Raw genomic sequence first — 12,274 nt, forward strand, 5'->3', positions numbered from 1 at the left:
AATTTTAGGTCGCTTTAGCGGCTTGAGATTAACCTTTTGTGTTGAATGAAGCTGCAAAATCCCTCGAAAAAAGTTGAATCGCCGCGACATAAAGCGGAAAAACCAGCATTTCGCCAAGCGCGATCAACCCGACGGCGGGCAGCGGCACCTCCTGCGGGTCCGTGATCGGGTACAGCGCCGCAAAGCTGTAGATCAGTACATATAAATAAGGAAGCCAAAGGATTGTCGTGACATACCGCCATTTTTGCTTGCCCGTCCAACGCTTGTTAATGGTGAATAGAAGAACCGTGAACCCGATGAAAATCAGCACCTGCGCCGCATCGATCAGCTTGCCGGTATCCGCCCATCCGGTGAGCCGTTCGATTCGGTACATATTCATCGTGAGTTCAATATGAACGAAAAGAACAAACGCATACAGCAGGCTCATCCCGTTCAATTTCAGCAAGTATCCCATACGAACCTCCTTTTAAGGATAACTGGGTGGTATTTAACGCTACCAACTGTCATTTCGCTTTATCTCCTCGACAATTCCTCGTATGCCTTCATCGATTTGCTCCAGCCGGGCCCGGGAAATACTGATCCGGATAAACTTTTCCCGCGTTCGGAAATGCGATAGATAATGTTTTTTTCCGGAGATGACTTTAATGCCCCGATCTTCAAGCCGTGCCACAAGACGCTCCAAGTTTACCGTACGCGGCACCTTCAGCTGGATGTAGATGCCCGAGGCGACGTGCGCAGCCTCAATCACCCCATCCTTATTATGCCTTTGAATGGCATCGTTTGCTGCCCGGATGCGGGCGGCGTATTGATTGCAAATGGCATGCTTATGGCGCTCATACATGCCGTTTTTGATATAGATCTCAAGCGCGGCCTGGGAGAGGAGCGAAGTGTCCGGGTACCTTTTGTAATGGCGAAACGTCTCCACAAGATGCCCGGGCATAACGGCAGCCCCCAAACGCAGTCCGGGGAAAATGATTTTCGAAAAGCTTTTTACGTAAATGACATGTTCTTTCCTGCTGTATGCAAAAATCGGATCAAAACCGCGCTCATTCCCCAGATCCGCCATATAGTCGTCCTCAACGACGTACACGCCATATTTGTCCGCCAGCCTGGCAATCGCTTTACGCTCCTGAACCGTATACGAGGTACCCAGCGGATTGTGGTAACGCGTCATTGTATAAAAAAATTTGATCCCGCCGCTTCGAAACGTTTCCTCCAGCTCCGCAAGATCGATGCCGTCCGCAGTGCGAACAATTCCTTTGACCGGCAGGTTTTCCGTTTCTAAAAAACGCAAATAGATGTCATAACTGGGCTGTTCGACCAAAATAACCTCATTTCCGTTCGGAAACGGCATTTTTGCCAGCATTTCAAGCATCTGCTGCGCGCCCGATGTGATGAAAATCTGTTCGCTTTTGGCGAACACCTGGTCACCGGCCAAATGGGAGACGAGCGTATGGCGCAGACTCTCCATTCCCTGATTGCCGCCGTAGGTAAAGAGGTGATGTTTGTAGGTGTCGATCGCCTTGTTCAGGCAGTGCTGAAAATCGAGATACGGAAACAGATTGATATCCGGCAATGCCGAAGCAAAATCAATGACCCCGTTCTCCTGTCCGTCCCCTTCGTCCATCGGTTTGTCTACGACATAATAACCGCTTTGGGGAATCGCATAAATGGCATGCCGTCTTTCGAGTTCAGCATAAGCGCGGGTGACCGTACTGACGCTGCACCGGTAATGCCCAGCTGCATCGCGAACGGAAGGAAGCTTTTGGCCTGGAGCAAACTTTCCCTGCCGGATTTTCTGTTCCATGTCCGACAAAATGGCAGCATATTTTTTCACGAACGGTTCTCCCTTCCATTTTCAAATGGCGTACTCTTTTGATCCATATTATACCTGACCTGCAAACTGTATCGATACAGTTGCTTCAAAACGGCATTGTTGGTCGCTTCGTTTTCACATACCTTAGAAATATAAGATTTCGCCGAGTCCTGTTGATTCGTCATGACGGGCAGGCCGAGAAGAAGGAGGCAGTGATCCATGAATGTTAATGGATATTTGACACGATTAGGCATAAAGGAACAAAGACAGGCGTCGCTGGATTTCCTCCGGCTTCTCCAGAACGGTCACGTCACCCGCATCCCGTTTGAAAATTTGGATATCGTAGGCGGTATCCCCCTATCCCTAAACGCCGAAAATCAGTACGACAAAATCGTCTCGCGCGAAAGGGGCGGCGTCTGTTACGAATTAAACGGCTTGTTTCACGAGCTGCTGCGCAAGCTTGGTTTTTCCGTATCGCTGACTGCGGCTACCGTCAAAACAGAGGATGGATGGTTTTTGACGGGCTCCCATGCCATCAACATGGTACGGGTCGACGGCTCCGATTATTTGGTCGACGTCGGTTTCGGGGGGAGAACTCCAAGACAGCCCGTTCCGTTAACCGGCAAAGAGGTGCATGATGCGGACGGCGGCTCCTACCGGATTCGTCCTTGGGGTGACCGGGAGGGGAAGCTTGTCCTTGAGAGACGGGAAGGATCGGACTGGGATACCTTATATAAATTCGATCCGGCCGAAACGAAGCAGTTGAAAGATTTTTACGATGTATTTATGATGACCCAATACGGCGAACAGTCCAAATTCAACAAGATGCCGGTCGCAATGATCCTAACCGAAGCGGGGCGCATCACGCTTAATGATCATTCTTTGACGATGGTGATGGAGAACCGGAAAGCGAAAGAAGTGATAAAGCCTGGAGATTTCGAAAAAGTTTTAGCCGATATTTTCAACATTAAGTCTCCGCCCAAACAGATTGAGCGCTGAACCCGGTACCATGTACCAGGATGAATAATCCACGAAAAGGGCCAATTGAGGAGTTATTTCCTTCCGGCCCTGTTCCTGCATGCAAATCCGGCCATCACGCATCATCCTCCCGTTTCCAGCGAATACTAACGGCGAAATGATCAATTTTGTCGTTAGGAGATCAGAAAACGATGAACAGTCATGAAAAGCATAAATGGCCGCTGATCGGCAAACGTTCGAAGCCCAAGCTGCATAAAGACGATATCACGATCGTCGATGCAAAAATGGCGAAAAAAGCCGTCATCGCAACGGCTCTCGGGAACGCGATGGAATGGTTCGATTTCGGGATTTATTCTTATCTTGCGGTCGTGATCGGGAAAGTGTTTTTTCCGGAAATGGCCGGTTCGGTGCAGCTGATTTATACGTTCGCCACATTTTCCATCGCGTTTATCGTGAGGCCTTTTGGCGGATTGTTTTTCGGTCGTCTCGGAGACCGCTGGGGCCGAAAAAAAGTGCTGACCATCACCCTGTTGATGATGGCGATTTCTACGCTGTGCATCGGACTCATCCCGAGTTACGCCTCCATCGGAACGACGGCTTCGGTTCTGCTCTTGCTTGCCCGATTGGTCCAGGGTTTTTCCACGGGCGGGGAGTATTCGGGAGCGATGACCTTTATCGCCGAATCGACGCCCGATAAAAAAAGGGGCTTTTTATCCAGCGGACTTGAAGTAGGAACCTTGGTCGGTTATATTGCCGGGTCCGGTTTGGTCACGCTGCTGACGTATCTTCTCGGTTCCGAGCAGATGCTTGCTTGGGGCTGGAGGGTTCCTTTTTTCATCGCGGCTCCGATCGGTTTGGTCGGGCTGTATCTTCGCGGCCATTTGGAGGAAACGCCTGCTTTTGAAGCGATGGAGCAAGCCAAGGATGAGGATAAGCCGAAAACGCCGCTCCGGGAACTGTTCTCGAGGCATTTGAAAGTCATTCTGATCTGTACCGTGCTCGTCTTTTTCTTTAACGTCGTCGATTACATGGTCCTGTCCTATATGCCGTCGCACCTGACCGCCGTACTCGGCTACGGGGAGGCCGAAGGGCTGCTCCTGATTCTGATCGTCATGTTCATCATGATTCCGATCGTGCTGGCCATGGGTTATTTCAGCGACCGGATCGGCAACAAACGCATTATGCAGATAGGCCTGGCCGGGTTGCTCATCCTGTCTCTCCCGGCTTTTCTGTGGATCAGCAGCGGGAAACTCGGGCTCGTATTTTTGGGACTGCTCATTCTGGCGGTATTCCTGACCTGCTTTGAAGGGACGATGCCTTCCGTGCTGCCCGCCCTGTTTTTTACCGATGTCAGGTATGGCTTACTTGCGGTCACGTACAATATCTCGGCCTCCTTGTTCGGCGGTACGACGCCTCTCGTTATGGCTTGGCTCATTAATTTGACCAAAAACAATCTCGTCCCGGCCTATTTTTTGATGGCGACGTCCATCATTGGTTTGGTTGTCGTCACGTTTTGGTTTACCGACACCTCGGGCAAAGCGCTGCGCGGCTCCCCGCCGGCCGTCGAGGAGAAACATGAAATCAAGGAGCTGCTGAAGGAACCGGAAGAAGCGCTGTGGTGGCATGAAGAGCACGCGATGATCCATGAATCGGGGACGGATTCGGAGCAGAGGAGATAGACAACAGGAGAGTATTTTAAATCTGTCGTCTGTAGGCTCATTGTTCAAATGGACATTAAAATGGGTTAGGAAGCACCCTCAAGCAGACGGATGAAGCGGCATTGCCTGTCTGCGTGAGGGCTTTTTCATTGATCCGTGGGCAGCATTATCCTTGGGCTGCGGTGCCGCGGATCTGACTCCACATCGTAACCATATCGATACAGCCGCGATGTTCGGCAATCCGCCCATCCGACACGCGATACTGACGGTACAACGTCACATCGATCTGACGGCCTGTCGGCGCTGTGCCAAAAAACATACTCTCATCCGTGCCTTTTACGGTCATTCGAACGAGGACCTTGTCGCCTTGGGCGACCATTTCCTCCACCATGTAGCGTTTATCCGGGAAAGCACCAAGGATTTTCATCGCAAACTGCTTCAATCCCTCCCTGGATTGGTAGCTGAGTTCACGATAATCGTCCGACAAAAACCGGTCCACGCTTTCCATGTCGCTCCGATTCCAAAAGGATTCAATGAATTCGCTGACGAGAGCCGCATTTTTCTGCTCCAGTGTTTGCATGTAAACATCTCCTCTATCCTGTTTTCACGAAAGACACAGGCTCGGCAAAATGGAGCAAGCACAAAAAAACCACAACCTTCGTGAACTGCATTCATATAGAAGAAAACACCTTTCGCGCAGAAAAGTGTTTTCTTCTTAAAAGATACTTCTTTATACCTTACGTTTTATCCAAATGATCAATCCTGTGAACAGAATGATTATTCCGAGGAACCCTAGGTTGTAAACGTTCGTTGCCGTGTTAGGCAGCTTGTTGCCAGACTGTTCGCCAGTTTGGTCCGCTGGCGAAGGGGCCTTCATACGCCATCACCCCGGAAAAGACAACGCATTTTCGGCATACGGATCAAATTTGTTAATCGACATCGTCAATCCGTTATAAAAGGTATACACATCTCCCGTATACTTATCGACCCAAAAATCATACATCACAGGGATGACGTAATACCTGTCGTTCTCCGATTCGACTTTCAAATGTGTAATGACATCCCTCAAAATGGCCTTGTCATCTTCCCTACCCGGTTTCTCGTTCGCGGCAAGCGGAACCAATGGGCCGAATTTTGATTCATACGCGGTAACGAATTCCTTTTTGGCTTTGTCGATGGCAGCCTCTTTGGAAAGGATCTTGGCATTGCTTGGATACCGGCTGATCATTACATGCGGCAGTCTGGGAACCATATGCGGCTGCGAGAGGTCTTTTCCATTAAAATAATCCACTTTGGCGCGCAAAGCTTCGGCCACAAATCTCGCAGGCACGTAGGTGCTACGGTGTATGATTTTTGGCGCGACAGTCATTTCGACTTTTTTGCCGTTTACCTTGGCATGCGTGGAGTGCATGAATAACTCGACCGTTTGGCCGCCATCGGCAATCGTGACTTTTTGGGCTTTGGAATCCCACTTGATTTGGGCCCCCAAATGTTCGGCCACAATTCGAACCGGCAGCAGCGTTCTGTTATTTTCCGTCACCACATTCGCATTTTTGATAATGGAGCCGTTGATAAATAATCCTACAAAATCTTTGCCGATGGACTCTTGGCCCGAATCACCATAGCGGATATAAAATTCGGCATCGACTCCTTTTTCATACGGATAAATGGAGATTCCAGCGACATTCGCCCGAGGCACGGCCCCCTCAGCCGATGCATACGCAGAACAAGCCGACCATAACACGGACGATAACAGCATGGATAGAACCAAACGTTTGAGCACCACCATCGCACCTCTTTTTCCTATTTTTAGATGAAATGACTCCCCGCATCGTCATGACTAAAAATGAACTACCCTGATTGATAAGCTCCTAATGGAAAGTCTTCATCTAAGAGACGGTTTAGCACCCGTTTGGGTTACGAATGGAAGTGCGTAGGACTGTACCAATTTCATGGATCCGGTCGGATGGTCAGATCCGCTATTTGTGCGCCATACGCCAAGCGTCGAGCTGCTTTTGCACTTCGGCACGAACCTCGTTTAGACCGGCCTGCTTCAGCTCTTGGTTGAATTTCGGCAGTTCGGTATCGATATCCACGCTGCCCGTCATCAGGCTCGGGTAATATTTTTGCCATACCATCTCGATGTTCTGCATCTGGATCGGCATCATGGATAGATCGGGCGTAAAACCCAGCATGCTGGATTTAACGACTCTTGCGTTGGAAGAACGGAACTGATCCCATTTATTCAGAGGGTCCGGAAACTCGCCGCCCATTGTCTTCAAAATGAACCAGTTGCCCTGAGTATACGTGACCCCCGTGTAACCGGGCGTTTCATCCGGGATGGGATTCCCGCTGGCGTCTTTCGGAGGAATAGGCACGACTTGGCCATTCTCGTCCAAGCTGTAATGCACGCCCTCTATCCCATAATTGAACAAATTGCGGACTTCGGGGTCCGTATTGAGCAAATTCAAAAATTTAATGGACTCTACGGGGTGCTTGGTTTCTGCGCTGACCGCCATGATGCCGCCCCGCAAAGATTCCGTCGTGACGAGCTCGGGCGTGACGGCGTTCGCCACCACCTTGTAGCCTCGGTCCTTGCTCCAGCTGTTTACCGCAAGTGGGCCGCCGTCGGAGGCTTTCCAGAACAACTTCGAACCTATCTTCAGCTTTTGATTCTCCCGTAAAGCGGCATCTTCGTTGATGTAGCCCGCCTTATAATAGCGCCGCAGCGTATTCAGCACTTGCCTTGCTTCTTTCGTTTCGAATATATTCACCACGGGGGCGTTTGGATCTAAGGACTTCACCATCAAAGGCAGCTTCTTGTCTATGACGTATTCGTAGCCGTCCAAGGCAAAGAAGTTCTGCGAGTCCTTGTCCAGCTCCATGGGCAAATAATCCGGCTCCTTTTGTTTGATCATCCGCAGCAAGGGTTCAAGCGATTCCAACGTGTTGTATTTTGTAATATCGATATCGTACTTCTTCACCAGTTCATCCGGATACGTCCACTGTTGACGCACCGCGAGTTCTTTATTGGTAGGGATGCCGTAAATGCCGCCGTCGTCCATACGCACCCCCTGCCAAAAAACGGGATCGATGACCTCATACATGTCCTTGCCTACGGTAGACAGATAGTCATCCAGCCGCAGCCATGCGCCACGTTTGGCATAACCCGTGAAGTCCTGGGCAAAAGCGACATCAAAAGGGGTTCCCGCCGAGATCATCGTGTTCAACCGGTCTTCATACTCTTGCCAGCCTACCTTGACGTAGGTGATGGTAACGCCGATCTTTTTGGCCAGGATCTCATTGATTTTGTCGTTCACCAGCTTCAGATCCTTGTCCGGCTCGCCGATCGTGTAGTAGATGAGATTCACCGTGGCGCCGCCGGGCTTCCCCTCATCTTCGCCGGAAGACGAGGAACACCCCGTCCCCGACAGCGCTAACATGACGGTTAATGCAACATATAGGATGATACGACCCCAAAAAGAGGGTTGCTGCATACAAAGGCCTCCTTTGTCACGTTAAACCTGGCTCTTTTTTCTCATTTCCGATGGCGACTTGCCGAAATAGCTTTGAAAATGGGTGTAAAAATAATTCAGATTGGGGTATCCCACGGAAAGCGCAATGCTGGAAATTTTTTCGCTGGTCGTTAAAATGAGTTCCCGCGCGTGAAGCATTCGATAGGCCATCAAATATTCCGAAAACTTCATCTGCGCTTCCTTCAGAAACAGCTGTCCAAGGTACGTACTGTTCATCCGAAAACGCTCCGCCACCGATTTCAGAGTGATGTTCTGGGCATATTCCGCCTTCACCATCATCAAAATGCGGTTGGTCAACTTGGATAATTGATCGTACGGAATTCCCAAAATCGGATCGGTGTTCGGATCTTCGCCGCCTGCGCCGCCCAGGGTGCCGTGCAAATCTTCCACGATGATTTTTTCGATCACCTGCTGCAGCTTGGAACGTTCGACGGGCTTAAGCAAATAATCCTTCACTCCGCAGCGGATCGCCTCCCGGGCGTATTCGAATTCGCTATAGCCGCTCATGATAATATATTGGGTGGGAAGGCGCATCTCTTTAAGCTTGCCGATGATTTCATAGCCGCGCTCCGTCCCTATGCACACATCGAAAATGGCGATATCCGGCAGCAGCTCTACCGCCTTGGACAATGCGCCCTCTCCGGTTTCGCTCGTCTCGATCCGCTGAAAACCGTAGCTTGCCCAATCCAAACTCCGTTTCATGCCCTCCAGAATCTGCGGTTCATCATCCACGATAAGAAGTTTGTACATGCCTGATCACTCCTTTGCGATCGTTACGGTAATCTTGACGCCTGCCTCCTCGTTGTTATCGACCCCCATGGAAAAGCCCTCTCCATAGAAAAAATGCAGCCGGGTATACACGTTGCGCAGGCCAATGCTCTTGACAGGAGCATCGTCACGTCTTGAAAGATTCCGCTTCACTTCGTCCAAACGCTCCCTGGAGATTCCTTTTCCGTTGTCGACAAATTCGAGCACGAAGCGCTGATCCGTTTCCCAGCCGTTGACGACCAGCAAATTAAATTCGTTGCCCGGATCGAAGCCATGAACGAAAAAATTCTCCGCCAGAGGCTGCATCCAAAATTTCACGGTAAATACGTTCCAAAGCGCCTCATCCACATTCAGCTGATAATAAAACCGCCCCGGGTATTTCAACTCCATGATTTTCAAATATTTTTGCAAAAGTTCCAGCTCGCTGCCGATGGATATAATATTTTCTTTCTTCACGATATCCCGATATAAAGCGCCTAAGGTCGCAATGGCATCGGCGGTGTCGACGTCGCGGTTCACCAAAGCGGTAGAGCGAATGGCTTCTAACGTGTTGTACAGGAAGTGGGGATTAATCTGATGTTGAAGCGCCTGCATTTCCGTTTCCTGCTGCTTCAGCTTCAGCAAATATTCCGTGCGAATGTGTTTGTCGAGCTGAAGAACCATGTCATCCAACTCCCGGGCAATCATGCCGTATTCGTTCCGCCTGTAACGGGCCGGAGAATTCGACGTAAAGTCCGCGGTTTTCACGCGTTTGATGGAATAGATAATGCGCTGAAGGAATCGCGCGTCGTCACGCAGATTGTACACAATGATGAGCAATACGCTGATCATCGCCATCAATATAATGAATAACACCGCCGCAATAATGCCGGTATTTTGACGCATAAGCATCGGCAGATCGACAAGAACGACGAAGCGGAAATCGAACTTGGTGGAAGAAAAGGTCATAAAATACGTGCTTTTCAACCCGCCTAATGAAAGATAGCCGCTGGTTCGTCCGTCATCCGCCGCTTGAAGTACCAGCTTCCCGGCATGGCGGTTCCCGCCTAAGATCATGTACACCTCGCCGGAAGCGCTTACGGCTGCAGCCGTGTCCAATTTGTAGCTGTTTATTTTTTTGAACAGCTGCTCGCTGCTGATCAAGAAACGGAACTCCCCGATCTGGCGGGAAATCTGGTTCGGGTCGGATAACTTTTTGCGGTATACGAATCCCTTTTGGATCGTCTCGCGAAAGGTTTCATCCGTGTTCGGCAGGCGGAACGCGAAGCTGTCATTGCCGCTGCTGTCAAAGCGAACCGCATTGCCCCGCGACGCGGTATGAAGGCTGATTTGCGTAATGTCTCCCTGCCCTGAGCTGTACAAAAAAGCTTTCATATCGTCGGGAAAGGAGACGAGCGGTTCGTTAAATTGGCTGTTTTTCAGCCTGTTCGTCAGATACCCCTCCGCGCTATTGCCCAAAAAGTACCTGGCATCGGTCATCAGCCGATTGTTGGAGTATATTCGCTGCATGTATGCCTCGATGCGATCCGCATCATACTGAAGCTCGTTTTCGATGCGGGCAAAGGCGCTGACAGCCTCGGTTCGGGCGTTTTCGATCCATTGATACAGCAGTATCGCACAAGTCAGAATGCCAAGCGCCAACCCTAAAGTCACCACAAATACCGTATACGCAATGAATTTGCCGCGGTATATCTTAATCTGCAGAAAAGAACCCATGCGACGCCTCCTTTGCATCAGGTTGTTAACGGAGGATTTTGCAAAATCCAGAACGATGAGCATTCCACTTCATGGAAGCAATTTCATTATATCTTGTTTTCCTCTATCAGGAGGATGCAAAATTCGATCCGGATCGACATTGGGATTTTGGCAAAGTCCTCATACAGGAAAAACGTCAATCGACGTACTTCTTCAGTAGACAGACCGCGTTTATATTATAAGAAAGCCCGAACGGGCAAGTGATCCTTCCGTTCGGGCTTCCAAGTCGGGCGTTGGCTTTTATGACTCACTTAAAGAAAGCATCAATCTGCTCTTGGGCGGCTTTCATGAGGGTATCCATGCCTGCCGCTTTGAGTTCGGACACGATCTTCGGAACCATTTTCTCCGGATCGGATGCGCCCGTGAGCAATTCATAACGGTATTTGTCCCACACCGCCTTGGTATTCGCCACCTCTGTAGAGAGATTGGAAATATCCATGGAGAAGCCCAGCAGCGAAGACGCAAACGCTTGTTCATTCAGCTTTTTAACTTGTTCCCACTGATCTGCAGGGGCATCCTTCTGTGTTGCCATGTCAAAGAATGTGCCTTGCGTGTAGGCAGCGAGCGGCCATGTATCTGTCGTGCGCTCAACAACCTTCTCGCCATCCACTTTCTTGTAATCCACACCCTCTTCGCCAAAAGCGAGCATGTTGCGCAGCTTCGGATCGGTATTGACCAGTTCCAGGTATTTCAGAGCTTCTTTTTTATATTTCGAGTTGGCGGAAATTGCATTCAAAGAACCTTGGATCGTCGTCGTCGTGTAGATCGGTCCGTAATTCTGCACCATATCGTACTTTTCAACGCCATTGTTGACTTGCCAGCCCACTTCTGCACCAGGGAATCCTTGAGCGCTCATGAATGGTTTGCCTTTATCCGGTTCAGGCTTGGTTGGCGCGTCCGGATTGATAATGCCGTCTTGATACCATTGATGCAGCATTTTCAAATTCTCCATCACGTCCGGCTGCTCCAGAACAGATACGACCTTACGCGAAGCATCGTCCGCCTTTACGCCGATAGGAGCGAGTCCAAGGGCCATATCGTCGTATTCGTTAAAGAATCCGTTCAAGCCTTCGCTTTGCGTCATCGGAAGCGGATAGAAGCTTTTTCCTTCTCCTGCTTTCATGTCATGGAAAGGCTTATCGAGATCCTTCAGCGTTTTCATGTTTGGCACGTCAATGCCGTATTTCTCAACATACTTATGATCGAATACCCAATACTGGGTTAGGGACGAGTCCTTGTACGTAGGTACGGAATAAATTTTGCCGCCGACTTTTGAGCCATCCCATACCTTCTCGGGAATAAGCTTATACAGATCCGGCGTTTCGCTTTGCACGAGATCCGTGAGATCGGCAAAGGCGCCCATGGCAACTTGCTGATTGTACTTGGAACCGTTCGTGAACATGATATCGAAAGGTTCGCCCGTATTTACGATCGTGTTGATCTTCGTATCCCATTCGCCCCAGCTGGCCACTTTGATATCCACTTTGACGCCGATTTTCTCGGCTGTGTATTCATTCATCGCTGCGACAGCCTTGTCAAAGTTGTTCGGAACCTGGCCGCCGATCGTCCACCATACCAACGTAGGCACATCAGTGGAAGATGAAGAAGTTTTGGAAGCATCGGAAGCCTTCGGATCGGAAGCGGATGTATCCGACTTCGAGCCGCAAGCTGCAAGCGCTGACATCAGAAGCGTCAGAACGCAAGCGGTAGAAAGGAGCTTCAAAGGCTTTTTCATAAGTATTTCCCCCTTATAAGTGTTGTTC

11 protein-coding genes are annotated in these 12,274 nt (G+C 50.0%); 2 read left to right on the plus strand and 9 right to left on the minus strand.

All coding sequences use genetic code 11. The features are described from left to right. Positions 1-28: 28 nt before the first annotated feature. Together GQY55_RS07250 and GQY55_RS07255 are read right to left on the minus strand one after the other, a co-directional pair. Positions 29-454, minus strand: coding sequence for a hypothetical protein (locus GQY55_RS07250; RefSeq protein WP_160039631.1), 426 nt, complete (start codon positions 452-454; stop codon positions 29-31). A 39-nt stretch (positions 455-493) separates the two neighbouring features. Continuing rightward, positions 494-1,837, minus strand: coding sequence for an aminotransferase-like domain-containing protein (locus tag GQY55_RS07255; protein WP_160039633.1), 1,344 nt, complete (start codon positions 1,835-1,837; stop codon positions 494-496). Between the two features lie 198 nt (positions 1,838-2,035). On the opposite strand from GQY55_RS07255, the gene GQY55_RS07260 reads away from it, so the two are divergent. Beyond that, positions 2,036-2,815 (plus strand): arylamine N-acetyltransferase family protein, encoded by a 780-nt coding sequence (locus tag GQY55_RS07260; RefSeq protein ID WP_160039635.1) that lies wholly within the window; start codon positions 2,036-2,038, stop codon positions 2,813-2,815. Positions 2,816-2,985: 170 nt separating this feature from the next. Then, complete coding sequence (locus tag GQY55_RS07265; RefSeq protein ID WP_236575467.1) at positions 2,986-4,473, plus strand: MFS transporter; 1,488 nt, start codon at positions 2,986-2,988, stop codon at positions 4,471-4,473. Positions 4,474-4,618: 145 nt separating this feature from the next. Here the strand turns inward: GQY55_RS07265 and GQY55_RS07270 are convergent, their stop codons facing one another. The 7 genes from GQY55_RS07270 to GQY55_RS07300 form a co-directional block, all read right to left on the minus strand. Next, positions 4,619-5,032, minus strand: a complete 414-nt coding sequence (locus tag GQY55_RS07270) for an ester cyclase (RefSeq protein ID WP_160039637.1) — start codon at positions 5,030-5,032, stop codon at positions 4,619-4,621. A gap of 150 nt (positions 5,033-5,182) precedes the next feature. Continuing rightward, the gene (locus tag GQY55_RS32030; RefSeq protein WP_081992433.1) at positions 5,183-5,329 is read right to left on the minus strand and encodes an LPXTG cell wall anchor domain-containing protein; all 147 of its coding nucleotides are present in this window, start codon (positions 5,327-5,329) and stop codon (positions 5,183-5,185) included. A 6-nt stretch (positions 5,330-5,335) separates the two neighbouring features. Next, positions 5,336-6,235, minus strand: a complete 900-nt coding sequence (locus GQY55_RS07280) for a copper amine oxidase N-terminal domain-containing protein (protein WP_212958130.1) — start codon at positions 6,233-6,235, stop codon at positions 5,336-5,338. 196 nt (positions 6,236-6,431) lie between these two features. Beyond that, the gene (locus tag GQY55_RS07285; protein ID WP_160039641.1) at positions 6,432-7,949 is read right to left on the minus strand and encodes an ABC transporter substrate-binding protein; all 1,518 of its coding nucleotides are present in this window, start codon (positions 7,947-7,949) and stop codon (positions 6,432-6,434) included. A 21-nt stretch (positions 7,950-7,970) separates the two neighbouring features. Further along, positions 7,971-8,738: a response regulator transcription factor gene (locus GQY55_RS07290; protein WP_160039642.1), complete on the minus strand. Its 768-nt coding sequence runs from the start codon at positions 8,736-8,738 to the stop codon at positions 7,971-7,973. A gap of 6 nt (positions 8,739-8,744) precedes the next feature. After that, on the minus strand, positions 8,745-10,472 hold the full coding sequence (locus tag GQY55_RS07295) for a sensor histidine kinase (RefSeq protein ID WP_201452108.1): 1,728 nt from the start codon (positions 10,470-10,472) through the stop codon (positions 8,745-8,747). Positions 10,473-10,758: 286 nt separating this feature from the next. After that, positions 10,759-12,246, minus strand: coding sequence for an ABC transporter substrate-binding protein (locus tag GQY55_RS07300; protein ID WP_160039644.1), 1,488 nt, complete (start codon positions 12,244-12,246; stop codon positions 10,759-10,761). Positions 12,247-12,274: the final 28 nt, after the last annotated feature.

This window comes from Paenibacillus sp. USDA918EY, from assembly GCF_009870825.1.
Taxonomy (GTDB): Bacteria; Bacillota; Bacilli; order Paenibacillales; family Paenibacillaceae; genus Paenibacillus_AQ; species Paenibacillus_AQ albilobatus.